Origin of the sequence: Weizmannia sp. FSL W8-1119 (genome assembly GCF_038008605.1) — a bacterium.
GTDB classification, from domain to species: Bacteria; Bacillota; Bacilli; order Bacillales; family Bacillaceae_C; genus Weizmannia; species Weizmannia coagulans.
The window spans coordinates 3,152,476-3,178,304 of the sequence record NZ_JBBOZL010000001.1 but is presented as its reverse complement, the minus strand read 5'-3'; the positions used below and the strand labels follow the sequence as shown (position 1 = coordinate 3,178,304).

The following is a 25,829-nucleotide window of genomic DNA, read 5'->3' as shown; positions in this document are numbered from 1 at the left end:
TATTTTATGGAATGAGAGGAGAAAATGAGATGAATGAGACGCTGCGAAATGAAGTGGCTGCCTTTCGATTTGGGTTAATTGCCCCAATCGTTCAACGGCAGCTGAAGCCCGGGGAGAGGTATGCCCTTTTGAGGGAAATTGCTGGCCAACGGTACACGATTCCGGGCAGTGAAAGGACAACGGTGAGTATCCGATCCCTTGAGAGGTATCTCCAAGCTTATGAAGAAAATGGATTTGAAGGCTTGAAGCCACAGGAGCGGAAAAGTCAGGGCAGTCTTCGGAATCAGGATCCGGAAGTGCTCAAGCGGGCGATTGACCTGCGGAAGGAATTGCCCAGCCGAAGTGTGGAACAGGTGATCCGAATTCTTGAGCTGGAGAAGAGAGCCCCGATTGGGGCCATCAAACCAAGGACCCTGTCGCGTTACTTTCAGGAGATGGGGTGGAGTAAAAGGGATATCTACTCCAAAGTTAGAAAGGAATTCCGACAATTTGAACATGATCTGCCCAATGACTGCTGGCAGGCAGATACACAGCACACTCTCTATCTGCCCGACCCTAAAAATCCGGAAAAGCGAAAAAAGGTCTATCTTATCGCGATCATCGATGACCATAGCCGGAGAATCATGCATGCCGAGTTTTTCTTGGAGGAAAGATATCCGCGCCTGGAACGCTGTGTTCAAAAAGCTGTGTTGAAGTTTGGCGTTCCGAATCTGTTCTTCTGTGACAATGGATCCGTTTATAGTGCCAAGCAGTTTCAGATTATGTGCGCAAGAATGGGAACGAAGCTCATTCATGCAAAACCTTACTCTCCAGAATCAAAAGGAAAAATTGAGAAGTTTTTCCAATTTGTAGACAGTAGCTTTACCGAGGAGGCCAACCTGTTAATTAACCAGGAGAAGCTCACGACATTGAAACAGTTAAATGAGTACTTAAGGTCTTGGCTGGAGGCATATGATAACCGCATCCATCGCAGTACGAAACAAACGCCTAAAAAGCGATATGAAGCGAAGGAAGATCATACCCGTCACCTGCCCGCCGAATTGTTAAAGAATATTTTCCTTTGGGAAGAAGAAAGAACGGTTCGAAAAACGGCCATTATTGAACTGGAAGGAAATCAATATGATGTGGACTCCTCCTTGCGAGGGAAACGAATTCAGATACGCTATAATCCTTTTGATTTATCCACAATTCAAATATGGAAGGACGACGAGCGCTTTGATGATGCGAAGCCTGCGGTACTCCACAATCAAAGCCATTCCAAATTGCCGGACGATGCGGACCATGACCGTACTCCCGCGGGAGTTTCCAGTTTCTTGGAACAGTTAAAGAAACAGCAGGAGGAAGAAAAACGAAAACAAGTGGGCACGACCAGTTTTGCGAGATTAAAAGAGAAACAGACAGGAGGAGAATAACGGATGCTGGATTTTTTTGAAATGAAAGGAGTTCCTTTCACCCGTGAAATTGCGCCTGATGTCCTGTTTGCTTCCTCCAGCCATAAGGAAGCTGCCGCACGGTTGGAATATGCTGTCCAGAATCGCCAGTTTTGCCTACTGACAGGGGAAGCTGGCATGGGGAAATCTACGGCCATTCGCTCATTGGTTCATCACCTGGACCCTATTCATTATCATTATCTTTATATATGTGACTCTTCTTTGACACCAAAGCTTTTTTACCGTGAAGTGCTGCAGAACTTCGGAATACAGCCTGCTTTTCGGTCAAATGATGTGAAACGGCAGTATCAGTCCTTGATGCTGGATATATATGAAAATGAAAAAAAGCAAATTGTCATTGTTTTGGATGAGGCTCACCACTTCTCTGACTCTATGTTGCAGGAATTGCGCTTCATCCTCAATTTTAGGGAAGACTCCATGTCTCCATTATCCCTGATTGTGGCAGGACAGCCCAGCCTGCGGAATCTATTGAAAGTAAAGCATCTGGAAGCGATTGACCAACGGATCCAGATGCGCTGCCAAATGAGTAGCCTGACAGAAAGAGAAACAGCCGATTATATCGGGCATCAATTGAGGGTGGTGGAAACACCGCATGAGGTCTTTTCGGAAGAGGCGATTCAGGCAATCTATAACTTCAGCCAGGGAGTTCCGAGAAAGGTAAACACACTTTGTAGCCAAAGCTTGCTGGATGCCTTTATACAGGGAAATAAGGTCGTGGGTGAATCTCATATTCACCGGGTGATCAATGAGCTGTAAAGAGTGTACCCAGTATTATGAACAGTGGGGAAATGGTATTGATGAGATGGAAGCTACGATTGAAGGGTTAAGAAAGGAAATAAGCGAATTATTAGAGATGAAAAATGCTTTAAATCAATTGAATGCCTTGCTTAAAAAGGAATTGAGGGAATTACTCGGGGATCATCCGTTTTAGATCTCCGACATTCATTTGTCTTTTCCAAATGCCAGTGGCATTGTGGGTGGCCGATAGACAGTTGCCCCGTCACTGCCACTGGCCATACAACCGACATTGAAGGTGGCTGCGGACATAAAAGCGGAAAGAAAAACAAATGAAAACGGCAAAGAGTATATAGATAAAAAAATATTGGCTGGTGAAGTAAATTGTGAACTAAGATTAAATAGCCAAGCACGAGATTTATTAAAAACAACTTATCTAAAACCACTAAGAGATGCTAATTCAGAATTGAAGCCTGGATTTAGATCAAGGTTAGTAAATATTTTGAAAGCTCATCCAATATTTCAAAGTGGTGAATCAAATGAATTAGTGCAAGTTATGAAAGAAGCGAATACAAAAATAGAAAAATTTTTCCAAAAAGAATATACTAAGGGTCACTCATTGATAAAAGATATAGAAAATGTTTTGAGTGATTTTTATGATAATACTGATTTAAAAAAGTCTAAAGCAAAGTTTAACGTTTCAAAGAACGATCTAACTTCGATTTTGAGAAGGTTAAGCTTAAATACAGAAGAGATAAATTTAGGGTTAGGAAATCAAAATTTGCTTTTTATAGCAACCGAAATGTTGTTATTAAATAATTTTTTGAATGAATCCGAATCTATAGGTCCTAATATAACTCTTATAGAGGAAATAGAAGCGCATTTACATACACAAGCTCAGATAAGATTAATTAAGTTTTTAGAATCTGAACTTGAGAAAAATAACTATTCAAGTCAATTTATTTTAACAACACATAGCTCGAATTTAGTTTCATCTATTAATCCTTGTAATATAATTATGATTCATAATGATTTTTGTTATCCAATGAATAAGGACTATACATTATTAAACGAGAATGACTATAAATTTTTAGAACGATTTTTAGATGCTACTAAATGTAATTTGTTTTTTGCAAAGGGAATCATCCTTGTCGAAGGAGAATCAGAAATGTTTTTAATTCCTGCATTAGCAGAATTAATTGGGTTACCTTTGCATAAGAGTGGTGTTTCAGTAATAAATGTTCATGGAACTTCATTTGAACGTTATCTAAAATTATTTTCCAGGTCTGAGCATTGGATTGAAGAATTAAATTACCCAAAATTGAATATTCCTATTTCTATAATTACTGACATTGATATAAAACCGTATATTTATTATGAAAAAGAAGGTTTTAAGTCAATATATAGCATTCAAAATAATACACATTTACAAGGTATATTAAAGATAATAAATAAAAAAGAGGAAGATTTAAATACTGAGTTTATTGGAAAGGAATATTCAACATTAAAGAAACTTGCTAAGGATTTTAAATTTGAAGTTAATAATGAGAATGAAAACGAGTTAGTTCATGCTCTTAAACTAGACATAAGTGAAAAATATATTGAAGAATCTAAGGATAAAAAGCTACAAGATATTGAAGAGAAATATAGAAGTTATAACTGTAATTTTAAAATATTTACAGCACCAGAATGGACTTTAGAATACAGTTTATCAAAAAGTTGCCTTAGAGAAATGTTATATAAAGTTATTCATACATTTAGATATAAAAATGCTTTTGAAGGTAAACGCTTAAAACAATTTGAAGAATTCAAACAGATCATAAAAGAAGACAATGATTTTTCAGATGAAATTGCATACGAGATATTTAAACCTATTGATAAAAAATTAGTATCCAAAGCTGAAGTCGCTCAAGAACTTAGTGTATACTTAAAAGATTTATTTGAACGAAAAAAAGATAATAAAGAAGAATTAGAAAAAATACAAAATAAAATAATGCAGGATGATTACTTGAAATATCTTATTGAAGCAATACAACATGTTTCAACAGTAAATGTTGTGGAAAAATCTGAAGAAGAATTTAAAGAAGAATTTGAAGAAAAAGTAGGGGTATTCCAATGATTTCTACAGAAGTTCTTTTTTTAAAAGAAATAGAAACAAAATTATTACCTAAAGGAGCTACATTTTCAGAACAGCAAAAGTCAGTAATATTTCACAATAATACTGCAAATATAGTAGCGGGTCCTGGATCTGGAAAAACTACAGTTTTAATAGCTAAATGTGCTATGTTATTAAAAGAAAATATCGGTAATTCCAAGGGAATATGTTTAATTACACATACGAATGTAGCTGTAGATGAGATAAAGAGTGGATTAAGTAAAATCGGATTTAACAATATCGAATATCCCAATTTTTTAGGTACAATACAAGAATTTTTTAATTATTTCTTTGGAAGGAAAGCTTTTCATATTATTTTTGGAGATAAAAACATTAGAATAATGGATGATGAAGAATATAGAGAAAGATTTGATCATTTTTTTGATAGATTAAAACCAAATTGGTATACCAATAATAATCCAAATATAAAAAGTAAAAACCCTCAATTAATTATTAATCAAGACTTAACTTATGATGTTATTAGTGATGCCAATAGTACGTATAGAGAAGCTTTTAATGATAGTATAAAACATTTATTAAAATTTGGGATTGTTACAAATAAACAATGCTTAGAGTTGTCAGCTTGGTATATTAAAAAACATTTATCAAAGATCAGGGAAGCGCTTTCTAACAGATTTGAATATGTATTATTAGACGAGGCTCAAGACACAAATAAATTTCAATATGAACTATTAAATAGTTTATTTTTAGATAATATAAAATTTCAACGTTTTGGAGATCCTTATCAAGCACTATATAGTATTTTTGATACAAAAGAAGATGCTTGGATTCCATCTGAAGAAGCTAGTTATATAAATAAAATTGAAATTGCTGAAACATCTAGGTTTAACGAAAATATTGCTAACTTAGTTAGAAATGTTTGTATAGAAAAATATGATAGTTTTAGGTCTGTTAGTTCTGTAAATTCATTTCAACCCTATTTTATTACATATGATGATGGACTGGAGTTAAAGTTAAAATACAAAGAATTAATATCCACGTTGGAAGAACAATCTTCAGAATACAAAAGTTCTAATAAAAAGGACGCTATACTTTCAGCAAAACATGATGATTTAATGTCTTTATTTGAAGAGTATATAGTATCTAATTCGAAAGTAAAAAAATCAGAGAGTGGAGTTAAACAAATTTATTCTTTAATTTTACGCATAATTTCTAAAGAAATAGATTTAAATTTGCAACAGACGGAAGAAAAATTAAATTCTTTGTTAGAGAATAAAAAGATAATAGCTAAGCTTATTAAGGATTTAATTACAAAAGATAATATTGAAAGTACAATTTCAAGTATTATTCTTGAGATAGAAAAAATTAAAAATGATATTATTGAACCTTCTAAAAAAGAAAAAATTAAAGAGCAATTAAATAGTTTCAAGAATGAAATGGAATCTTCAAGGAAAAATGCTATAGTAGAACAGGAAAAAGAAGAGTTTTATATTGGAACAGTACATTCAGTTAAAGGTGAAAACCATCGGTCAACACTACTAGTATTAAATACAGTATTTTCTGATTGGCATGGAACATATAGCTATGAAATATTAGAGTTATTAAATAATTATTTAATAGGTCATTATATAGATTTAGAAAACATCTCGAATCTTCAATTAAAAAGAGAAACTAAAAATGCTTTAAAGTTGGCATATGTAGCATTTAGTAGACCTACTCATTTAGTTGCGATAGGGATTCACAAGGATAAGCTAACAGAAAAATTGAAAGAAGAACTTATTGAATTTGGTTGGAAAGAATGGTAAATAAACTCTGGTTTAATTTGGTTAATCTATTTTACACAAATTTTACACATGGGTTTCATAAAGCCTTATTAATTCAGTGTTTTGACGTTAATTCGACCTCGACACCGGTATTCATGCTTAACTTAAGTAATAATATAATTACAACCTAATATAGGGTAGCTTTTTATTAATTAGGTAAAGCATTGGGAATAAAATCCCAATGCTTATTTTTTGCCTCTTAAATTACCACGGTGAACCGTATCATAAGTAGATGAGGTTTTCTCCGGAAAAGAAAAAGCCAAAAAGGTGCAAATATCAAATAGGAACTTGCACCTTTTTGGCTTTGTTCATCTTACCTTTGGAAGAAAAGCATCTGCTCCTTTTGATTTATGTGTGGAAAACCCCAGCCTGGAAAGTGATGCTTTGGCCGTCTGCTGATGCAACTTCAAGCAGTTCAAGCGCGCTTTCCAGAATCGGCATGAGATTACGGCCGGTGAAATCTCCGTAAACCCAGAGATTGTTTTTTATTTCGTTCCACGCTGTTTGATATTCTGCTGGCAAGACTTTTGCCCTTGCTTCAAAACTTTTTATTGCTTTTGTCATATCGCTCCCGGTGATTTTTTCGAAAAAGTTCATTGAAGTCTCCCTCCTTCAGCAAAGTGCTATTATTTAATCGCATCGTTGAGTTTTTGGCGCTGATTATCAACCCATGATTTTGCATCAATGGCGAGCTCGTCACAGAAAGCTGCTACGTCGCTGCCAGTCACTTCTTTAACGCGCTTGCCATTTGCTGCGGCTTCTTCAAGCAGTTCAATGATGTGGGTAAAGACAAATTTGGTTTCTTGTCAATCCATCACGCTGCCTGTATTCCAAAGATACTTTTGCATTGCTTTATAGGCGTTGTAGTAGTCTTCAGGCAAGGCTTTTGCGCGTTTTTCCATTTCACGCCATGCTTTCTTTTCGTTAAAATCGCCAAAAATTTTATCCAAAATATTCATTAGATGGCTTCTCCTTTTGATTAAATTTTTTTAGTTCATTCATTTTACCTGAGATGAATTCCCATTTTCTCCAAAAAATTTCAAGCTGCTCTTGGCCTGTTTCGTTGAGTGTGTAAAATTTTCGCGGCGGACCCATTGTGGAGGGCTTTTTCTCGACGTTCACCAGACTTTTTTTCTCAAGCCGCATGGTAATCGTATAAACTGTGCCTTCAACCACATCGGTAAAGCCCAGTTTTCGCAGCCGTTGCGTAATTTCGTAGCCGTAGGTTTCACCACGGCTGATGATTTCAAGAACACAACCCTCAAGCACGCCTTTCAGCATTTCTGTGATATTTTCCAATATTGCACCTTCCTTTCTATTTTCCGTTTATTTGTTTAAAGTACGTTGTAGTGCATGTTTTTCGGATGTCTGGTATTTAGTATTACTAACTACAACTATATAGTAATACTGAATACCATCCTTTGTCAATAAATTTTCGATAAAGAGCTTTTTTTAAAACTTTAAGGGTGTGTTGATCCCATTTGGCAGACTGAATGGAAGTCCTGTGCAAAAAATAAAAAACCTCATTTAGATACCTCACGGAAAACCGTGTCATCAGTAAACAAGGTTTTTGAAATGAAAGGGCGGGACATGAGGGCCACTTGGCACTTCATCCCACAGCCGGTCTATTTAAAGGATGGACAACGGGTTGAATGGCTGAATGAAAGCAACGCGGCCTTTTTTGTCTCATGAAAGGCTAGATCCATCCTTTTTCTTCGGCGATGCTTGCTGCTTCCGTCCGGTTGTTTGCCCCCAGTTTGTGGATGATGTCAGAGATGTAGTTGCGGACCGTGCCGGAGGATAAATAAAGTTCTTCGGTAATCGCTTTTGTCGTTTTTCCTAAAGCTGCCAGGCGCAAAATTTGCTGTTCTCTTTCGGTGAGCGGATTTTCTTCCCGGATGGCATCAAACATAAGTTCCGGGCTGAATACCCGCTTGCCAGCCACACATTTGCGAATGGCATCTGCCAGTTCACGAATCTCGCCATCTTTCAGCAGGTAGCCGTGTACCCCGCTTTTTACCGCCCTTTCAAAATAACCGGGGCGGGCAAAGGTTGTCAAAATGATGACTTTCGTTAAGGCATTTTTCTTTGCCAGCTCTCCTGCAACATCTAATCCACTTAATACCGGCATTTCAATGTCCATTAAGCAAACATCAGGCTTCAGCTTGAGAATGGCCTCGAGCGCCTCCCTGCCATTCACTGCCTGGCCGATCACCTCCATATCTTCTTCCATGCCGAGCAAGGAGCCTAATGCACTTAAAAGCATTCTCTGATCTTCGGCAATAAAGATGCGAATCATAAAACAGCCTCCTTCTGTTCTTCTTTCTTAATAATCGGAATGGACAATTCCAAAATCATGCCGTTTTGGTTGTAAAAGTTGAGCTCTCCGTTGATTAACTGCAATCTTTCTTCCATCCCCCGCAAACCATTCCCCATTGGTTTATTTTCATCTATTCCCTTCCCGTTATCTTGAATGACGATTTTGACATGTTCAGCAGACTGTGAAATGGAAATGATACAATGCGTTGCCCTGCTGTGTTTCACGACATTCGTCACAGCTTCACGAATACACAAACTTACAATATTTTGCGTTAACGGGGGAATTTTTGAAAATTCAACGCCGGTATGGTATTGGTAAGTAATGTTTGCCGCTCTTAAAATCTGTTGAACTTGAATGAGTTCCTCTGCAATGGTAATCGTCCGCAGATCGGAAACAAGTTCCCTGACCTGCTTGAGGACTGCTCTTGAAGTTAATTCTATTTCTTTTGCCTCCTGCTGCGCACGGTCAGCGTCAATGGAAATGAGACGTTGCACCAACTGGCTTTTTAAAGTGAGCAGAGAGAGGGTATGGCCCAGTTTGTCATGGAGATCGCGGGAAATCCGCACGCGTTCCTCGCGCTTGATAAGCTCAGCGATACGCTGATTTGCCTGGTCAAGCTTCCGTTCAAGCTCTCTCCTCTGTTCAATGGAGCGTAACCCGAAAGGCGAGATAAGCATGACGATAAGAAAGGGGATGAAAAATAACAATTCTCCTGCCCGGGGCAAGGATGGCGCATTCCATATATGATAGAGGAACGGCACCAAAAGCACCAAAGCAAGACCTGTCAGTCCCCGGTAAAATTTTGTTGTTTCACGATAATAACCGGTAAAGTTCGCTGGGAAAAAGCCTAAGAAAATGTAACTTAAACCGTAAAACATACAATAAATGAAAATGATGGACAGCTGCAAAGCCAGCCAACAGGTGAAAGCTTTTTTCCCGATTGTAAAATAAAGCTGGCGATACGTCATAAAGAATAGCATAAGCATTCCATAGCCCACAAGCTGCTTCATTCCGGTTTCTTTTAATAACGAAAAAGCAGGGAACAGCATATAAATCAAAAAGACATAGGGAAAGAAGCCCAAACGGCTTGGAAACAGGCGGGGCATTTTCATTTTGGTCACACCGTTTCTTGTTTTCTTTGAATATATTTTGATAGTAGCATGAACACAACAAAATAAGTGAGCAAAACCAAAATATTTTTCCAGCCCGGCATCCCGCCTTGAACAATTTCCCATGCGCCGCTTCCAAAATGATAGGATGGCAGCCAATGGGCGATATTTTGCATCGTTTTTGGCATCACTTCAATCGGCATCCACATCCCGCCGCAAACGGCTAGCAACATATAGAGGACATTGCTGATTGCGGCTGCTGTTTCAACTTTTTTCATACAGCCGATTAAGGTTCCAATCGAGAGAAATGGAAGCGATCCAAGCAATATCCATCCACCGCTCATAGCCCATTCTGCCGGAGCCAATGAGACCCTGTTCAGAATGGCCCCTGCAAAGAAAATCATACATATGGAAAAAACATGAATTACGCTCTGTCCGGCCATCCGGGCTGATAAATAAATAGAATCAGGAAGGGGTGTGAGGCGCATAAATGCCGCCCATCCTTGTGCACGTTCCTGGACGATGCGGATTCCAAGGGTCATGATAGAGGAGCCCATCACACTAAAGGCGGTCATGGACATTAAGTAATGGGCTTTCCATGCGGCGGGATCCGGAGCATGGGTGTCCACCACTTTGGTAAAAATGTAATAAAAGACAATGGGCATGGCCAGCGACCAAAAAACAAAATAACGGTTCCGCAGCACGCGTTTTATCTCCATTTTGCATTGCAGTTGAAAAGCTTTCATTTTAATCGGCCTCCTGATTTTCTTTTGTTATCCGGCTGAATGCATCTTCCAGATTTCCATTGTCAATTTGAATATTGTACGCTCCGATTTTTTCCCGAAAAAGCAGTTCCAGTACGCTGTCTGTATTATCCGAGCAGATGTACACCCGGTTATTTTTCCGAAAGATTTGCCCGACTTCAGGATGATGATCAAGCAATTTCAGTGATTGTTCAGAATTCGTGCAAAAAGAAACGGTTTTCTTTGAAATGTTTGTTTTGATTTGTTCGGGCGTCCCGCCGGCAATGATTCCGCCGTCCTTAAAGAGCAGGATCCGGCGGGCATTGTCATCTGCTTCCTGTAAATAATGGGTGGAGAACACGATCGTCTTTCCCTGGTTTGCCATGAGGTTAATCGTTTCCCAAAAATGTTGTCTCGCGGTGATATCCATTCCAACGGTTGGTTCGTCAAAGATCATGAACTCGGGGTTTCCGGCAAGTGCCAGTGCAAAGTTCAAGCGTCTTTTCTGGCCGCCGGATAATTTTTCCGTCCGTGTTTTTAAATCTTTTTCCGTCAGCCCCGTTAAACGGACCAGGTCCTTTAGCGGCAATGGACTAGGATAGTAACTTCTGACCAGCATAAGAAGTTCATTTATGGTCAGCCCCGGCATTATGCTCACTTCCTGCAGCATGACGCCGGTTCTTTGGCGGGCCTGCAATGTGCCCGGCTCATTGTTGAAAAGTTTAATCTTGCCGGCTGTCGGTTTTAGTAACCCTAAAATCATGGAAAGGGTGGTCGTCTTTCCCGCGCCATTCGGGCCAAGAATGGCTGTTACTTCCCCCTTGTGAATTGAAAAACTGACATCTTTGACCGCTGGTTTCTGTTTAAACATTTTTGTGACATTTTCCAGACATAAAACCTCATTCATTACCCGCGCCTCCTTGTATATACGATTATTGTATAAGGAGCATGGAGTGATTTTAAGTAAGGAATGTCACCATTTTGGCATGACAATTGTCATATCATGATTTAGAAGCGAGGGCCAAGACGAGCGGTTTAACCGTGAGGATCGGGGAGAAAGGAACCGGGGTTTTTACTTGGCAGGGATTTTTTTGCACAAAAACAGCTGCAGCCTGCCACGCTGCAGCTGTTTGGCTTTTTCAGGTGATAATTTTGTTTTTCGAATCCGGGCGGGATTGAAGTTCTGCTTCGATCCGGGAATGCTTCGAGGATTCGGCCATGAATAAGTAGGTGAGCAGGCTGATGGCAATACAGCCGGCGACGTAGTAGAAAAAGGCGGATTCCACGCCGGCATTTTTCAGCCAAAGCGCGATAAATTCGGCTGTTCCGCCAAAGACCGCGACAGTTAATGAATAGGGAAACCCGACACCAAGCGCGCGGATTTCAGTCGGGAACAGCTCAGCTTTTACAATGGCATTAATGGAAGTATAGCCGGTTACAATGGTCAGCCCTGCCATCATGAGAAGAAAAGCAAAAACCGGGTTCTGCGTTTCTCTCAACCATAAAAATATCGGTACGGTCAAAAGGGTCCCGAGAATGCCGAAGCCGATTAACAGCGGCCTGCGCCCGATCCGGTCGGACAGCTTTCCGGCAAGCGGCTGGAAAACAACAAAGATGAAAAGGGCAATAAAGTTGATCCAGCTGACGGTTTCTTTATCAATTCCGGACGTGTTCACCATAAATTTTTGCAGATAGGTGGTGAATGTGTAGAATGCGACAGTGCCGCCAAGTGTAAGGCCGACAACGGTCAGCACCGCTTTCGGATAATTCATCAGAACCTTCAGCGTTCCGGCATTTTTACGCGTTTCCGATCCCATCTCCTCGAATTGTTCGGACTCGTCCATCGTACGGCGCAGCCACAAGACCACCAATGCGCCAATCGCGCCGATCACAAACGGGATCCGCCATCCCCACGAGGTCATTTCGCTTTCATTTAATGCGAGTTGGAGCACAATTTGGACACCAAGTGCGATCAACTGCCCCGATACAAGCGTGACGTATGGGAAACTGGAATAGAAGCCGCGGCGGCCGCTGCTTGCCATTTCGGACAAATAAGTAGCAGAAGTGCCGTATTCCCCGCCCAGCGAGATCCCCTGAACAAGGCGGGCCAGGACCAAAATAACCGGTGACAGCACACCAATCCTGCTGTATCCCGGTGTACAGGCAATGATAAGTGAACCGAGCGCCATAATGGCAACGGAAAGGGTCAGTGCAGCCCTGCGGCCGTATCGGTCTGCATACCGGCCCATGATCAGGCTCCCGAGCGGCCGCATCAGAAAACCAATGGCAAAAATCCCGGCTGTATTTAATAACTGGACAGTTTGGTTCCCCTCCGGAAAAAACTCTGATGAAAAATAAACCGCAAACGCAGAATAAACATACCAATCATACCATTCGATCAGATTGCCAAGTGATCCTTTAAAGATGTTAGCAGTCACATGTCTGGATGTGCGTCCGGTTGTTTGTGCCAATTTGTCTTCCCCCTTTGTAAAATGAAAATTCCGTCTTCAATCCGTGAAAAATATCTCCTGGCATCCCCCTTTGGCAAATGCAAGAAATATACCAGTAAAATTTCTATTTACAAGATTCATTATATTATATTTTTAAGCAAAATGAAGAATGAATCATTCAGCAAATAAAAAGGTTTCCTGATATTTCCATTGTCAAATTGTGTATCATTATTCTAAAGAATTATCATAAAATATGATATTATGATATTAAGACTTGTAAAGCGTTTTCCCGGGGACTGCCTTGTTCTGAAAAAGAGGCAGTGTGTCCGGAATAATATTAGCAAATACAGGGATAAGGAGAAGGTAATTATGAGCATCAGACAGGGAAAGACAGACGTCATCTTAATCGGTGCCGGCATTATGAGTGCAACGCTGGGCACCTTGCTGAAAGAACTGGCCCCGGATTGGGAAATCACCGTATATGAGAAGCTGGCAAAACCGGGGGAAGAAAGTTCGAATGAATGGAACAATGCGGGGACCGGGCACTCGGCATTATGTGAGCTGAATTATACGCCTGAAAAACCGGACGGCTCAATAGATATTACAAAAGCTGTAAATGTAAATGAACAGTTCCAGCTTTCAAGGCAGTTCTGGTCCTACCTGGTCAGCAAGGGGCTGATCCGCAATCCGCAGGACTTTATCCGGCCGATCCCGCATATGAGCCTCGTAGAAGGGGAGGAGAACGTTGCTTTTCTAAAAAAACGATTTAAAGCGCTGTCAGCCCATCCGCTTTTTGAAGGAATGGCGTTTTCCGACGACCCCGGGCAATTAAAGGAATGGATTCCGCTTGTGATGGAAGGCAGGAAGTCCAATGAACCGGTAGCGGCGACAAAAAGCGATGCAGGGACGGACGTCAACTTCGGCGCCTTGACCCGCATGCTGTTTGATCATTTGCAACGCCAAAATGTCGAAATCAACTACAAGCATGCCGTTCAGGATATTAAACGCACTCCGGAAGGAAACTGGGAAGTGAAAGTGCATGATATTGAGCACAACAGGATCGAATACCATACGGCGAAATTTATTTTTATCGGTGCCGGTGGCGGAAGCTTGCCGTTGCTCCAAAAAACCGGCATTCCGGAGTCCAAACATATTGGAGGGTTTCCGGTAAGCGGGTTATTTATGGTGTGCAACAATCCTGAAGTCATTAGCCGCCACCATGCAAAAGTGTACGGCAAAGCGAAAGTCGGCGCGCCGCCGATGTCCGTGCCGCATTTGGATACAAGATATATTGACCATAAAAAGTGTTTGCTGTTCGGCCCGTTTGCCGGCTTCTCGCCGAAGTTTTTAAAAACAGGGTCAAATTTAGACCTGATTGGTTCTGTGAAGCCGAATAATGTCGTAACGATGCTTGCGTCCGGGGCAAAAAATGTACCGCTTGTTAAATATTTGATCGGGCAGCTTCTATTGTCAGACGAAAAACGCCTGGAGACACTGCAGGAATTCATTCCGGATGCGAGATTGGAAGACTGGGATGTTGTCGTAGCCGGGCAGCGTGTCCAGGTGATTAAAGATACGGAAGCAGGCGGAAAAGGCACGCTCCAGTTCGGTACAGAGGTGGTAACAGCTGCTGACGGTTCAGTCGCGGCATTGCTCGGCGCTTCGCCGGGTGCTTCTACTGCTGTCCATGTTATGCTCGAAGTCATTGAAAAATGCTTCCCGGACCGGAAAAAAGCATGGGCACCAAAAATAAAAGAAATGATTCCTTCTTATGGCGTGCGGCTCGCAGAAAATCCGGATCTGCTGCATCAAATTCACGCTGAAACGGCAGAGACGCTCGGCCTGACGGAAAAAGAACCGGCCTACCGGTAACGCGTGGAGCGCTAAAATGAAGGGCCTTTGATCCTAAAGCGGATTGAAGGCCTTTTTTGGCTGTAACGCGTCTTAACCGGCATTCATTTTGCAGGCAGCCGGAAAGCAGTACGGGTGCAAGCGGAGGAACAATTTCGGCATGCTGTTTTCTTTTTCGGGTGCCATCCAAAGAAAACCCTATCAAGTCGATAGGAATATATTGATTTTTGTCCCGGCGTTCAGTAAAATAAAGATGTTGCTAAAATGCTGAAAATTTCTTATCCCGGGCGGCGGAAGGGCTGTCCTTGGAAACCGGCATCATAATAGTACAGTTCATGATCGTCTATCAAGATAAGAAAACCGCAGCAATACCTGAAAAAGGGCAGTCGTTTTCTTAGGAAACGGCTTTTTGTCGTCCGGCCTTTAAACGCGCAAGCACCTGATTCGGGACAGCAACGCCATACATACCGGACGGCTGGCGCAAGCCCACCTGGATTTAAACGTATTATACGAGGAGGGGTGAGATGGACTGGACCGTTGTGCAAAACAGCTTGCCCATGTTTGAAAAAGGATTCTGGCTCACTTTGCGGCTTTCCTTTTTCGGCATTCTCGGGGCTGGTGTTCTTGGCTTGATATGCAGTTTTATCCAGTATTTTAAGGTGCCGGTTTTACGGAAGCTTGTATCGGCCTATGTGGAACTGTCCCGCAATACGCCTTTATTGATCCAGTTATTTTTCCTTTTTTACGGGCTTCCGCAAGTCGGGATCAAATTTTCTGCCGAGGTTTGCGGGATTATCGGGATTATTTTTCTTGGCGGCAGTTATATGGCAGAAGGGTTTTCCGGAGGGCTTGCAGGCGTTTCGAAAACACAGATTGAATCCGGGCTTGCGATCGGTCTGAGCAGGTTCCAGCTGGCACGCTACGTCATCTTTCCGCAGGGATTGATGCTCAGTGTCCCGGCATTCGCCGCAAATGTCATTTTTTTAATCAAGGAAACCTCTATCTTTACCGTGTTGGCGATTCCGGAACTGACCAACACGGCACTTGACTTGATCGGGATGTATTACAACACGAATGAGTATCTGTTTATGCTCGTTGTGGCTTATGCCATCATTTTAATTCCATTGTCCATCTTGCTGACATGGCTGGAGAAGAAGGTGCGTTATGGGACATTTGGGAATTAATATCTTTTTTGAAGGAGCCAACTTTTTACGTTTACTGGGTGGATTATACGTATCGGCAAAAATTGCTTTTCTGTCCATCGTTTTCGGCGGTATCCTCGGCATCGTGCTGGGGGTTTTAAGGACATTGCACAATCCGTTGCTCCGCCTTTTACTCAGGCTGTATTTGGAGTTTTTCCGCATCGTGCCGACGATTGTCCTGTTATTTTTGTTTTACTATATTCTGCCGCAAAGCTTTAACATCAACTATAAGGCGGATACGGTCGGGACGATTGTCTTCAGCCTGTGGATGGCTGCCGAAATGAGCGATATTGTCCGTGGTGCGCTGATTTCTGTCCCAAGGCATCAGGTGGAATCCGGAAAAGCGGTCGGTTTAAGCACGGTTCAGCTTTACCGGTACGTGCTGCTGCCGCAATCAGTCCACTTAATGATTCCGGCGACCATTAACCTGATGACCAGAATAATTAAGACGACTTCCCTTTTGCTATTGATCAGCGTAGTGGATGTCATCAATGTCGGCCAGCAAATCATCGAAGCGAATAGCCACCGCTATCAGGATGGCGCGTTTTGGATATACGGTTTTATATTTATCCTGTATTTCATTTTATGCTATCCGCTTTCCCGGCTGGCAAGGCGGTTAGAAAGGAGGGGCAAAGCAGGGGCTAATGGCTGAACCTTTACTGAAAGTCGAACATTTAAAAAAATCGTACGGTGAAAAACAAGTGCTGGAGGATATCTCTTTCGAAGTGGAGGAAGGCAGTGTTGTTGTTCTCCTCGGGCCGTCGGGATCGGGAAAAAGTACATTGATCCGCTGCTTAAACGGTCTCGAAGCCTTCCAGGGCGGCACCATTCTGTTTAATGGGGAAACCGTGCGGCCGTCGCCGAAAAATTGGCGCAGGCTCAGGCAGCAGATCGGAATGGTTTTCCAGAGCTATGATCTGTTTCCGAATATGACGGTGTTGGAAAACATCCTGCTCGGTGCAGTGAAAGTCCAGAAACGGAAAAAAGACGAAGCGGCGCGCCAGGCAATGGGCCTGTTAAAGGAAGTCGGCATGGAGCAGTATGCCAATGCCTATCCGCGCCAGCTTTCCGGCGGGCAGAAACAGCGGGTGGCGATTGTCCGCGCGCTTGAGCTGAACCCGAAGCTGATGCTGTTTGATGAAGTGACCGCCTCGCTTGACCCGGAAATGGTGCGCGGCGTGCTCGAGATCATCCTGCGGTTGGCAAGAGAAAAGATGACGATGATTGTCGTCACGCATGAAATGAATTTTGCCCGGAAAATCGGGGATAAAATCTTGTTTTTGGAAGACGGGAAGATTCTCGAAGAAACCCCCGGGCGCCAATTTTTCACAAAACCGCAGACAGAGCGGGCGAAAAATTTTCTGGAAAGCATGGATTTTTAAAAGAAAAATATTTTGGAGGGTTAGACCATGAAAAAGCATCGATTGTTTGGTTTGGTTTCAGCATTTTTACTGATTTTGTCGCTGGCGCTTGCAGGCTGCGGCAAAAGTTCCGGCAATTCTTCAAGCAGCAATCCGTCCAGTGTTTCAGCCATTAAGAAAAACGGCACGATCAAAATTGCCGTATTCGGCGATCTTCCGCCGTACGGATGGGTCGATAAAAACGGGCAACGCCAGGGATATGATGTTGCGCTCGCCAAACAAGTTGCCAAAGATCTTGGCGTAAAAGTGAAATTCGTGCAAGTGAATGCCAACAACCGTGTGGATGCATTGAAATCGAATAAAGTGGATCTGGTTCTGGCGAATTTTACAGTCACACCGGAACGGAAGCAAGTTGTTGATTTTGCCAAGCCGTACATGAAAGTTTCCATCGGTGTCGTTTCACCGAAGAAAAAGCCGGTCACAAGTGTCAGCCAATTAAAAGGCAAGTCTTTGATCGTCAACAAGGGCACCACTGCGGAAAACTATTTTACAAGCAAACAAAAAGATGTGAAATTGCAAAAGTACGATTCCAAAACAGAACAGTTCAATGCGCTTAAAAACGGGCGGGCCGTTGCACTGGCGGACGACAATTCCTACCTGTATGCCTGGGTGAAAAACCATCCGGATTATACGGTTGGCATTAAAACGCTCGGGCCGAACCAATATATTGCCCCTGCTGTGAAAAAAGGGAATCAATCGCTCCTCAATTGGATGAACAAAGAAATTACGAAGTTAAACAACAATGGCTTTTTCAAAAGTGATTACAACAAAAATCTGGCGCCATATTTTGGCAGTGATATCCGTGCGGAAGACATCATTATAACGAAGTAAAAAAGGCAGGCTGCCGTTTTTGCAGCCTGCCTTTTCTTTAATTGGCGGGGCTTTTTTCGGTTTCCGCGGGCCGGCTTTGCTTTGTTCCGCGCGAAAGCAGAAACTGTTGTTTGTAAGGCTCGGTTGTGGCCGCACCATGGACGTACGTTTTATAAACATACGGAGACGTCATGGCTCTCAGCATCGCGCCGTAGTCCATATAAAATCTCACCTCATCGCCCGGCACGAGAACCGCATTTTGTGTATCCAAAATGATATGGTCGCTGCTTGAGCCAATGATATGGAACGGCCGGACAGGGGTAAGGCCTGAAACAAGCACATCATGCCGCCCTGCACTGACAATCGTCCGCCTTCTGTTGCCCCTGTCGATAAAGGTGACCTGTTCCCCGAATGCATTTTTGCCGATTGTCCCATACGGCACGGAAGGTTTGATTTTTGATTCGATGACTTCGGCAACAAAGCAAAAGGCATCCTGATATAAAGACGGAATGGTATGCCCGCCTGATGTTTCGCGGCCCAGCAAAATGGACTCGCCGAGCCGCACATTGTTTACGGCCCCGGCGTCTTTTGTTTTTACGGCCCAGTTGTAGTTGGCGGAGTTGCCGCCGGAAACATAAGGAAGTTTGAGGGAAAACAGCTCCTGCATGGCATGGACAAACCGGGAAAACGCCTGCATCTTCTGTTCGGTCGGGAGCACGCCTCCAAAGCAGGCAAAATTTGTCCCGATTCCGGCCAGTTCAATCCCGGGGCAGGTTAATATTTCTCTGATCACAGCAGGGGCATCTTTTAATAATATGCCTTCCCTCAAATCTCCCATTTCCACCATCAGGATGATTTTATGGGTTTTCTGTTGCCGCACCGCTTCAGCGGATAATGCGCGGATCGTATCCAGCTCCGTGTTCATGCTGATATCCGCAAACCGGACCGTTTTTTCCGCTTCGCTGATCCCGGGGGCACGGAGCAAAATCAAATCTGCCTTGATTCCCGCTTTTCTCATTTTTTCGATATTTGCAATTTTCGAGTCTGCGAGGCTTTTGATGCCTGCATCCACCAGGGTGCCGGCAATTTTTAAATCGGCTGCGACACCTTTCACAACGCCTGTAATGCTGATTCCTTTCCTCCCGAATAATTGTTTTAATGTTTTCGCATTATGCCGGATCTTCTCCAGATTGATTTCCACCCGTGGCAGAACGGCCATCAGGAAACCACTGCCTTTTTCAGGGAAGGGAAGAAATCGATCAGGGCGTTTATGATTTTGTCTGTGCCGGTTTTTAAAACATCCGTAACCGGAAGATGGTAAGTTTCTTCATAGCGGCGGATGGTGTCTTCCAGTTCGCTGTCTGCCATTCCATCATGGTTGAGCGTAATGCCGATGACTTTTGTCTTTCCGAAATGTTCAATCAGGCTGATTTCATCTTCCACTTTCGGCACTTCGGCAAATGGAAAATCGGATAAATATTTTCGTTTCGGGGCGTGCTGTAAAATGACTGCTTGCGGCCTTGCTCCTTTTAAAATGCCGGTTGAGCTTGCATATGCCGGGTGGCTGAGCGCGCCCTGGCCTTCCACGATGATAATATCCGGGTGTTCTTGTTTATTGGCCCGCAAAATTTCGCGCTCCAGTTCGCCGATTAAATATTGGAGCGGGAAAGCATCCATCGCAAACCCGTACTTGGCGCCCTGGATCAAACCTGTCTGCCCGGTTGCGATAAATGCCGGGCGGTAGCCTTTTTCCATGAATGCCTTTTCAATGCATTTGGCGGTTGTCCGTTTTCCGCAGGCCCCGTCTGTCCCGAGCACGGCAACGACAGGGGTGTTCATTTTCAAAATTTCTCCGGTAAACAAAGTCCATTCTTTTTTCGGCCGCGGTTTACGGATATCGCGGATCGTGACACCGCAAGCCTTTGCATGGGCCGCCATTTCTTCATCATCGGTTAAGAATTCCTGGAGCGGGTTAATGATGTTCAATCCGGCTTCCATTGCCTGCAGGATGACTTTTCTTTCTTCCGGCTTTAAAAAGGCGTTCGCCGGCGCGATGCCGAAAATGAAGTCATCCGGTTTCGGGCCGGAGTGGCTGAGCGCGTCTTCCAGGTCTTTGCAAACCGGAATGCCGCTCCATTTGTTGTCGAGGAGCATGCCGGCATCCTGCCCGTGTTTGCTGCTGTCAATGACGGCAGTAATGGTGTAATTCCCGGGTTCACGGATGAGCCCGTTTGCTGTTTTGCCATCTGTTGTGCCAAATTGGTTTTCGCAATACACAATTGCCCGCTTTTTCATTGCCATCCCTCCATTTATTGAAATTCAGGCAACACAAAAAGAACACCTAATGGCTTCAAATAGTAAAAATACTAAAGAAGATAGCTGTCCGGGTTTGCGTATGGGCATGCCGGAAACCCCAGGTTATTGGAAGCTTCCAAATATTATTATAACAATGTTGTGGAAAAAAGGGAAGCCGGAAGCATGCAACCAAGATAGCAAAGGGGGCCATTCCGCCGCCAGTCCGGCATTGGAAAAGCCCCCTTGCGTTTGGAAGCGGCGGGTGCGCGATTCAGTTAGCTACCCCGCTCTAATTCCCGCTGGTTTTTTTGATTTCTTCAAGCGGATAATCAAGCATATCTGCGATCGTTTCGGGTGGGGTGCCTTTGCTCAGCATTTTTTGATTGCTATTTGTACCCCTTCTTCAATCCCTTTTTGAATCCCTTCTCTGAGCCCTTCCTCTCTTTCACCGCGGATATTCGCGAGCTGGTCGCGTAAAATTTCAGCCGGGCTTCGTACAATACTTTGTTTTCCCGATTGGCACTCAAATTCTCCCACTCTTTGATTGCGTCAAGCACTTCCTACCCATTCATCGCCCATTCCTCCAGTTCCTGCAAAATGTCCATGTTAACCGTCTTTTTCCGGTAATCTGCAGCAGAAAGCATCATCAGCCACGGATAGGCTGCCGGCGGTTTCGCTTTTCTCCCTCGTCTATATTGTTTCCACTTAGCCCGGGTAATGCAGGTATTCACCCGAGTCTCATTTTAAAGTCGTGATAGCCGAATTCACGGACAATTGCGCAGTCGCCGTTTTTATATTGGATCGCGATGGCCGGAAGCGGCATGCCATTAAAGGTGGTATTTTTCACCATGGTGTAGATGGCCATATCGCCAAATACAAGGCGAACGCCTTCTTTAAGCGGCTTATCGAAGGAATAATCGCCGATCGTATCGCCGGCGAGGCATGTTTGGCCGCCAAGCCGGTACGTATACGGTTTTTCGCCCGGCTCCCCGGCCCCGATGAGCGGCGGGCGGTACGGCATTTCCAGCACATCCGGCATATGGCACGAGGCGGACGTATCGAGGATCGCGATGTCCATGCCGTTTTTCACCGTGTCAAGCACTGTCGTGACAAGATAGCCGGCATTTAAAGCAACAGCTTCGCCCGGCTCAAGGTAGACTTCCAAACCGTACTTGTCCTGCATTCGCTTGATGCATTTTTCGAGCAAGGGAATGTCATAGCCTTCCCTCGTAATATGGTGGCCGCCGCCGAAATTGATCCATTCCATTTGCGGCAGCCATTCCCCGAACTTTTCTTCAACGGCATTCAGCGTTGTCTCCAGATCGTCCGCATTTTGCTGGCAGAGCGTGTGGAAATGGAGGCCGGTTACGCCGTCCAGAAGATCAGGGCGGAACTGTTCCTGCGTCACGCCGAAGCGCGAGCCCGGCGAACAAGGGTCATAAATTGCATGCCCGGTCTGTGTCGAGCATTCCGGATTGATGCGCAGGCCCGCCTTTTTCCCGCCTGCAATCACGCGGCCTTTGAATTTCTCAAGCTGTGAAAATGAATTAAAAATAACATGATCGCAAATCGAGACGATCTCATCGATTTCATCTTCACGGTAAGCGGCGGAAAAAATATGGTTTTCTTTCCCCATTTCCTCATGCCCGAGGCGCGCTTCATACAAGCCGCTTGCTGTTGTCCCGCTCAAGTATTTGCCGATGAGCGGGTACAAAGCAAACATCGAAAAAGCTTTTTGCGCCAAAACAATTTTACACCCGGTCCGTTTCATCACGCCGTTTAAAATTTTCAAATTGTCTTCGAGCTTTTGTTCATCAACTACATAGCAAGGCGTCGGCAGTTCTTCAAATCGCATCAGTCGACAAGCTCCGGATTATAGCTTTCTTTCCACGGCAGGCCCCATTTGTTCAGAGCTTCCATGAACGGATCAGGATCGAACTCTTCCACATTATAAACGCCTTTTCTGTCCCATTTGCCCTGGATCAGCATCATCGCGCCGATCATCGCCGGCACGCCGGTTGTGTACGATACCGCCTGCGAGCCGACTTCTTTGTAGCAGGCTTCATGGTCGCACACATTGTAAAGGTAATAGGTTTTGTCCTTGCCGTCTTTTTTGCCGCGGAAAATGCAGCCGATATTCGTTTTCCCTTTTGTGCGCGGGCCGAGGGAAGCCGGATCCGGCAGCACAGCTTTCAGAAATTGCAGCGGCACGATTTGTTTGCCTTCAAATTCAATCGGCTCAATTGAAGTCATGCCGACGTTTTCCAGGCATTTCAAATGTGTCAGGTAACTTTCGCCAAACGTCATGAAGAAACGGATCCGTTTAATGCCAGGGATATTTGCGGCAAGCGACTCCAGCTCTTCATGGTGCAGCAGGTACATGTCGCGTTCGCCGATTTCAGGAAAATCATACACGCGTTTGATCTCCATCGGTTTTGTTTCGATCCATTTGCCGTTTTCCCAGTAGCTGCCGTTGGCGGAAACTTCGCGGATGTTGATTTCCGGGTTGAAGTTTGTTGCGAACGGATAGCCATGGTCGCCGGCATTGCAGTCCAAAATATCAATATAATTGATTTCATCAAAATGGTGTTTCAGGGCATAAGCGGAAAATACGCCTGTTACGCCCGGGTCAAAGCCGCTGCCGAGAAGGGCGGTAATGCCGGCTTCTTCAAAACGTTCGCGGTATGCCCATTGCCATTTGTATTCAAATTTTGCCGTGTCTTCCGGCTCATAGTTCGCGGTGTCGAGATAGTTTGTTTTTGTTTGAAGGCAGGCTTCCATGATGGTTAAATCCTGGTAAGGCAGCGCCAGATTCATGACGACATCCGGTTTCACTTTTTCAATTAAAGCAACCAGTTCATCGACGTGATTGGCATCGACCTGTGCAGTCGTCACTTTCGTTTTTCCGCCGTCAAGCTTTGCTTTTAACGCATCGCATTTTGATTTCGTGCGGCTTGCGATGCAGATTTCTTCAAAGACTTCGCTGTTTTGGACACATTTATGCGCAGCGACCGATGCCACGCCGCCGGCCCCGATAATCAACGCTTTTCCCATTCTTCTGTCTCCTTCAAATAGAATTTTTGCATAATAAAAAGCAAGTGCAATCCGCATACGTGCGCACAACACTTGCTTGAAATCATCATCCTAAGAGCCCTTGCCAAAATGCTATATCCCCTGAAACTGTAAGCAGTCAGACAATTAAAGGTCGTTGATTTATTCCACTAAAGAAAAAAGACGTTTGTAGGAACATTATGACAAATGTAAAAAGAAATTGTGAGTTTTTGATTTTAATGGGGTAAATTTATTTATTATAAGTGTCTAAATTTTTCCACTTTGGTCGGTTTTGGGCGGGTTTCAATAGATTAGGCTACTCATTCCTGTGGTAAATATTGTAAAACGGAAAAGGATGATTTTTTTTGAAAAAAAAGAGCCATGAAAGCCACTCCTTTGTTAAGATATAAGTACGACCAAATATCCAGGGAGTGATTTCATGACTATTTCTATTCTAACACAAACCAGAGACTTTTCAATACAACAAAATTTGATTCCCCACAATTGGCAAGACTATGCCGATATACCATTTGTCATTCCAGCCATGTGTTTCCCATGGGAGATTTTTAAGCCGATTGAACGAGAATACTACACCCTTTTATATTTGCACCTAAAAAATGAAAGAGCACATGATCCTTCTAATGAAATACAACCGGCACTATTTTCAATAACGGAGGAAGAAGACAAGTCTGCGTCTTCATTATTTCATCTCCCTTCCACTGGGAGAAAACCGCATCCTTTCATGCCCTTTTTTCGTGCTTTTGAACTGGCCTCTTTACAGTATATTGAAGTGATGGTGGAGAGTGTCTATTTGCAAGTGAAATCAAACCCGCTATTTGCCACCATGTGTGGATTTACGGAGAAAATTCCGAGCTACCGTTCCTTTGCTCGTTTTGATCAAATCATGACAACAAATGGTCTTTGGGAAAAAGCCCGGCTATTGGTTGTTGAATATAATAAAGGGGAAGGCGTGGTTGAAACGAATGAGGAAGCAGCCGCCGTGGATACATCGCATATAGAGGCAGAAGCAACCTTGAATAAAACAAGGAAGACGTGTTCTTGTGAGGGTAATTGCGATTGCCCCAGAGTCCTTACGGACGACAATGTAGGGGTAATGCGTAAAAGTAATGCAGTCTCCTATATTGCGCATAAATTATCAATGGTATGCGGGGTGAGATCCGGTTTGCCTTTGACGCGGGAAGTATTTAAAGGAAATACACCCGATGGGAAAACATTAGAACCGACATTGGAAACGTTTAAGGCAGAGCACCCCGAGATGGCTGAGCAGTTGAGCTTTATCCTGGCAGATGGAATCTACCAAACGCCGGAAAATCAAAAAGTGACAAAGGATGTATTACAGGCGAAATTGGTGGCACCGATCAATCCACGGAACCGTAAAGATAAACCAACTACCGCCCGGGGGATTGAAAAAATCAACCGGTACGGCACTCCCATCTGTATCAGTGGACATAAAATGGAACTTAGAGGATCTGATCGGGAAAAGGGGCAATATATTTACACTTGTCCTGTATTTCATCCAAATGCCAAGCAAGAAGGTCTCACCTGCCCGCTAGCGAATCACGCGGAATGTTGTAATGGGGCAGCACAAGGAAGAGTATTTAGGATAGACTTTGATCAAACGCCTCAAGTAGATGTCGAGTTGCCTCAACATGGTCGCACATTTGAAGTGTTATATAGTGCCAGGACGATCATCGAAAGAATCTTTGGCATTTTAAAAGACGGATACAGTCTCCGTCGTGTTCACAAGCGTGGGAAACAGGCAGTTGAAGCTCATGTAGATCGATGCATGATATCTATGCACATCATGGCAAATATGGCGTACCATCAGACAGGAAAGGCCAATTGTGGATGGACACGCAATCGGCTGCAAAGAGCAAATTAAGTTATTCACAGGTGGATATGTGAATAAATAAAATGAGCGTTTCCTTTCCACAAAGGGTAGTGAAAAAAACCCATTTTGTGAAGGCGGGATACGTATGCCCTTTTTTTGAAGGAAAATGACCGTTTTACTTCTATTGAATTGAAAATCTGGATGAAAAGGCAAAAAAATCGGGATAATTAATTTTCCAGAGCCTCGCTCAAGGGTATATTTTTATTTTGGCAGAGGCTCTAAAAAAGCATGCATATCCGCATAAACAGATATACGCCTGCCATAAAAGTCCGTGGACAATATGGAAGAAAGCTTTATATTCTTATAGGATCAGAGTCTATATAGCAAATAATTACTTTTACCACTCTTATTGATCGTTTCACAAGTTGATGTGCACAAGCACCGGTTGTAAAGTAACCAACTTATAAAATTTGAGTTTCCCACTCAATCAATAAGGCAACCAAAAGTTGCCGATTCGGCATTTGGCCCGGCACACCGATGCCTTTACTCCACTGGCCAAAATTATCTGCTTGGAAAGACTCCTGATGCTGAATATATGCC

Annotated in this window: 23 protein-coding genes and 2 pseudogenes; 12 read left to right on the top strand and 13 right to left on the bottom strand. The window is 43.5% G+C overall.

From position 1 onward, the window contains the following. Positions 1–29 precede the first annotated feature (29 nt). The 5 genes from NSQ19_RS15445 (at position 30) to NSQ19_RS15425 (ending at position 6,107) form a co-directional block, all read left to right on the top strand. Positions 30–1,412, top strand: a complete 1,383-nt coding sequence (locus NSQ19_RS15445) for a DDE-type integrase/transposase/recombinase (protein ID WP_042512385.1) — start codon at positions 30–32, stop codon at positions 1,410–1,412. 3 nt (positions 1,413–1,415) lie between these two features. Then, complete coding sequence (locus NSQ19_RS15440) at positions 1,416–2,207, top strand: ExeA family protein (RefSeq protein WP_035180873.1); 792 nt, start codon at positions 1,416–1,418, stop codon at positions 2,205–2,207. Continuing rightward, positions 2,197–2,382 (top strand): hypothetical protein, encoded by a 186-nt coding sequence (locus NSQ19_RS15435; RefSeq protein WP_035180871.1) that lies wholly within the window; start codon positions 2,197–2,199, stop codon positions 2,380–2,382. Before NSQ19_RS15440 ends, NSQ19_RS15435 begins: the two co-directional genes overlap by 11 nt. A gap of 102 nt (positions 2,383–2,484) precedes the next feature. Next, positions 2,485–4,305: an ATP-dependent nuclease gene (locus tag NSQ19_RS15430; protein ID WP_340703145.1), complete on the top strand. Its 1,821-nt coding sequence runs from the start codon at positions 2,485–2,487 to the stop codon at positions 4,303–4,305. Beyond that, entirely contained in the window at positions 4,302–6,107 is a 1,806-nt protein-coding gene (locus NSQ19_RS15425; RefSeq protein WP_340703144.1) for a UvrD-helicase domain-containing protein, read from the top strand. The genes NSQ19_RS15430 and NSQ19_RS15425 overlap by 4 nt, the downstream gene beginning before the upstream one ends. Before the next feature lie 396 nt (positions 6,108–6,503). Here NSQ19_RS15425 and NSQ19_RS15420 read toward each other — a convergent pair. The 8 genes and pseudogenes from NSQ19_RS15420 to NSQ19_RS15385 all read right to left on the bottom strand — a co-directional run. Beyond that, positions 6,504–6,722 (bottom strand): annotated as a pseudogene (locus tag NSQ19_RS15420) (DUF1048 domain-containing protein); the annotation flags it as partial. 29 nt (positions 6,723–6,751) lie between these two features. Then, positions 6,752–7,084: pseudogene (locus NSQ19_RS15415) on the bottom strand (DUF1048 domain-containing protein). Continuing rightward, on the bottom strand, positions 7,068–7,424 hold the full coding sequence (locus NSQ19_RS15410) for a PadR family transcriptional regulator (protein ID WP_014096640.1): 357 nt from the start codon (positions 7,422–7,424) through the stop codon (positions 7,068–7,070). Before NSQ19_RS15410 ends, NSQ19_RS15415 begins: the two are co-directional and overlap by 17 nt. 397 nt (positions 7,425–7,821) lie before the next feature. After that, positions 7,822–8,424, bottom strand: coding sequence for a response regulator transcription factor (locus NSQ19_RS15405; RefSeq protein WP_014096641.1), 603 nt, complete (start codon positions 8,422–8,424; stop codon positions 7,822–7,824). Next, positions 8,421–9,557, bottom strand: coding sequence for a sensor histidine kinase (locus NSQ19_RS15400; RefSeq protein WP_041817988.1), 1,137 nt, complete (start codon positions 9,555–9,557; stop codon positions 8,421–8,423). Before NSQ19_RS15400 ends, NSQ19_RS15405 begins: the two co-directional genes overlap by 4 nt. Positions 9,558–9,562: 5 nt before the next feature. Beyond that, positions 9,563–10,300 (bottom strand): ABC transporter permease, encoded by a 738-nt coding sequence (locus NSQ19_RS15395; protein ID WP_014096643.1) that lies wholly within the window; start codon positions 10,298–10,300, stop codon positions 9,563–9,565. A 1-nt stretch (position 10,301) separates the two neighbouring features. Beyond that, complete coding sequence (locus NSQ19_RS15390; protein WP_014096644.1) at positions 10,302–11,204, bottom strand: ABC transporter ATP-binding protein; 903 nt, start codon at positions 11,202–11,204, stop codon at positions 10,302–10,304. 232 nt (positions 11,205–11,436) lie between these two features. Beyond that, entirely contained in the window at positions 11,437–12,768 is a 1,332-nt protein-coding gene (locus NSQ19_RS15385) for an MFS transporter (RefSeq protein ID WP_340703143.1), read from the bottom strand. Positions 12,769–13,116: 348 nt separating this feature from the next. Between NSQ19_RS15385 and NSQ19_RS15380 the strand changes: the two genes are divergently transcribed. The 5 genes from NSQ19_RS15380 to NSQ19_RS15360 all read left to right on the top strand — a co-directional run bounded on the left by NSQ19_RS15380 (position 13,117) and on the right by NSQ19_RS15360 (position 18,052). Continuing rightward, positions 13,117–14,619 (top strand): malate:quinone oxidoreductase, encoded by a 1,503-nt coding sequence (locus NSQ19_RS15380; protein WP_265114587.1) that lies wholly within the window; start codon positions 13,117–13,119, stop codon positions 14,617–14,619. A gap of 503 nt (positions 14,620–15,122) precedes the next feature. After that, positions 15,123–15,782, top strand: coding sequence for an amino acid ABC transporter permease (locus tag NSQ19_RS15375; protein ID WP_061566046.1), 660 nt, complete (start codon positions 15,123–15,125; stop codon positions 15,780–15,782). Beyond that, positions 15,763–16,452 carry an amino acid ABC transporter permease gene (locus tag NSQ19_RS15370; protein WP_013860859.1) on the top strand — a complete coding sequence of 230 codons (690 nt, stop codon included), beginning with the start codon at positions 15,763–15,765 and terminating at the stop codon, positions 16,450–16,452. Before NSQ19_RS15375 ends, NSQ19_RS15370 begins: the two co-directional genes overlap by 20 nt. Beyond that, a complete protein-coding gene (locus NSQ19_RS15365) occupies positions 16,445–17,182 on the top strand; it encodes an amino acid ABC transporter ATP-binding protein (RefSeq protein WP_017551200.1) in 738 nt (245 codons plus the stop codon). Before NSQ19_RS15370 ends, NSQ19_RS15365 begins: the two co-directional genes overlap by 8 nt. Before the next feature lie 27 nt (positions 17,183–17,209). After that, positions 17,210–18,052, top strand: a complete 843-nt coding sequence (locus NSQ19_RS15360) for a cysteine ABC transporter substrate-binding protein (protein ID WP_017554225.1) — start codon at positions 17,210–17,212, stop codon at positions 18,050–18,052. Positions 18,053–18,089: 37 nt separating this feature from the next. On the opposite strand, the gene NSQ19_RS15355 is transcribed toward NSQ19_RS15360, so the two are convergent. Both NSQ19_RS15355 and NSQ19_RS15350 read right to left on the bottom strand, forming a co-directional pair. Continuing rightward, complete coding sequence (locus tag NSQ19_RS15355) at positions 18,090–19,250, bottom strand: alanine/ornithine racemase family PLP-dependent enzyme (RefSeq protein WP_013860855.1); 1,161 nt, start codon at positions 19,248–19,250, stop codon at positions 18,090–18,092. Continuing rightward, positions 19,250–20,326 carry a DUF1611 domain-containing protein gene (locus tag NSQ19_RS15350; RefSeq protein ID WP_013860854.1) on the bottom strand — a complete coding sequence of 359 codons (1,077 nt, stop codon included), beginning with the start codon at positions 20,324–20,326 and terminating at the stop codon, positions 19,250–19,252. Before NSQ19_RS15350 ends, NSQ19_RS15355 begins: the two co-directional genes overlap by 1 nt. A 49-nt stretch (positions 20,327–20,375) precedes the next feature. Here NSQ19_RS15350 and NSQ19_RS15345 point away from each other — a divergent pair, with 49 nt between their 5' ends. Continuing rightward, positions 20,376–20,744, top strand: a complete 369-nt coding sequence (locus tag NSQ19_RS15345) for a hypothetical protein (RefSeq protein WP_340703142.1) — start codon at positions 20,376–20,378, stop codon at positions 20,742–20,744. 142 nt (positions 20,745–20,886) lie between these two features. On the opposite strand, the gene NSQ19_RS15340 is transcribed toward NSQ19_RS15345, so the two are convergent. Genes NSQ19_RS15340 through NSQ19_RS15330 form a run of 3 tightly spaced genes read right to left on the bottom strand, consistent with a single transcriptional unit; the run spans position 20,887 to position 23,380 of the window. Next, positions 20,887–21,057 (bottom strand): hypothetical protein, encoded by a 171-nt coding sequence (locus NSQ19_RS15340; RefSeq protein WP_340703141.1) that lies wholly within the window; start codon positions 21,055–21,057, stop codon positions 20,887–20,889. After that, positions 21,054–22,181, bottom strand: coding sequence for a carboxynorspermidine decarboxylase (nspC, locus tag NSQ19_RS15335; RefSeq protein ID WP_013860853.1), 1,128 nt, complete (start codon positions 22,179–22,181; stop codon positions 21,054–21,056). The genes NSQ19_RS15340 and nspC overlap by 4 nt, the downstream gene beginning before the upstream one ends. Further along, positions 22,181–23,380, bottom strand: a complete 1,200-nt coding sequence (locus NSQ19_RS15330; RefSeq protein ID WP_013860852.1) for a saccharopine dehydrogenase family protein — start codon at positions 23,378–23,380, stop codon at positions 22,181–22,183. Before NSQ19_RS15330 ends, nspC begins: the two co-directional genes overlap by 1 nt. Before the next feature lie 436 nt (positions 23,381–23,816). On the opposite strand from NSQ19_RS15330, the gene NSQ19_RS15325 reads away from it, so the two are divergent. After that, complete coding sequence (locus NSQ19_RS15325; RefSeq protein ID WP_328192315.1) at positions 23,817–25,280, top strand: transposase; 1,464 nt, start codon at positions 23,817–23,819, stop codon at positions 25,278–25,280. Positions 25,281–25,829 lie beyond the last annotated feature (549 nt).

Excerpts from the sequence above, each read along its gene's own strand:
- NSQ19_RS15435 (WP_035180871.1), top strand. The coding sequence starts at position 2,197 with ATGAGCTGTAAAGAGTGTACCCAGTATTATGAACAGTGGGGAAATGGT.
- NSQ19_RS15440 (WP_035180873.1), top strand. The coding sequence starts at position 1,416 with ATGCTGGATTTTTTTGAAATGAAAGGAGTTCCTTTCACCCGTGAAATT.
- NSQ19_RS15355 (WP_013860855.1), bottom strand. The coding sequence starts at position 19,250 with ATGGCCGTTCTGCCACGGGTGGAAATCAATCTGGAGAAGATCCGGCAT.
- NSQ19_RS15395 (WP_014096643.1), bottom strand. The coding sequence starts at position 10,300 with ATGAAAGCTTTTCAACTGCAATGCAAAATGGAGATAAAACGCGTGCTG.
- NSQ19_RS15330 (WP_013860852.1), bottom strand. The coding sequence starts at position 23,380 with ATGGGAAAAGCGTTGATTATCGGGGCCGGCGGCGTGGCATCGGTCGCT.
- NSQ19_RS15370 (WP_013860859.1), top strand. The coding sequence starts at position 15,763 with ATGGGACATTTGGGAATTAATATCTTTTTTGAAGGAGCCAACTTTTTA.
- NSQ19_RS15445 (WP_042512385.1), top strand. The coding sequence starts at position 30 with ATGAATGAGACGCTGCGAAATGAAGTGGCTGCCTTTCGATTTGGGTTA.
- NSQ19_RS15380 (WP_265114587.1), top strand. The coding sequence starts at position 13,117 with ATGAGCATCAGACAGGGAAAGACAGACGTCATCTTAATCGGTGCCGGC.
- NSQ19_RS15325 (WP_328192315.1), top strand. The coding sequence starts at position 23,817 with ATGACTATTTCTATTCTAACACAAACCAGAGACTTTTCAATACAACAA.
- NSQ19_RS15400 (WP_041817988.1), bottom strand. The coding sequence starts at position 9,557 with ATGAAAATGCCCCGCCTGTTTCCAAGCCGTTTGGGCTTCTTTCCCTAT.
- NSQ19_RS15390 (WP_014096644.1), bottom strand. The coding sequence starts at position 11,204 with ATGAATGAGGTTTTATGTCTGGAAAATGTCACAAAAATGTTTAAACAG.
- NSQ19_RS15350 (WP_013860854.1), bottom strand. The coding sequence starts at position 20,326 with ATGAAAAAGCGGGCAATTGTGTATTGCGAAAACCAATTTGGCACAACA.
- NSQ19_RS15375 (WP_061566046.1), top strand. The coding sequence starts at position 15,123 with ATGGACTGGACCGTTGTGCAAAACAGCTTGCCCATGTTTGAAAAAGGA.
- NSQ19_RS15405 (WP_014096641.1), bottom strand. The coding sequence starts at position 8,424 with ATGATTCGCATCTTTATTGCCGAAGATCAGAGAATGCTTTTAAGTGCA.
- NSQ19_RS15425 (WP_340703144.1), top strand. The coding sequence starts at position 4,302 with ATGATTTCTACAGAAGTTCTTTTTTTAAAAGAAATAGAAACAAAATTA.
- NSQ19_RS15360 (WP_017554225.1), top strand. The coding sequence starts at position 17,210 with ATGAAAAAGCATCGATTGTTTGGTTTGGTTTCAGCATTTTTACTGATT.
- NSQ19_RS15365 (WP_017551200.1), top strand. The coding sequence starts at position 16,445 with ATGGCTGAACCTTTACTGAAAGTCGAACATTTAAAAAAATCGTACGGT.
- nspC (WP_013860853.1), bottom strand. The coding sequence starts at position 22,181 with ATGCGATTTGAAGAACTGCCGACGCCTTGCTATGTAGTTGATGAACAA.
- NSQ19_RS15345 (WP_340703142.1), top strand. The coding sequence starts at position 20,376 with ATGGCTTCAAATAGTAAAAATACTAAAGAAGATAGCTGTCCGGGTTTG.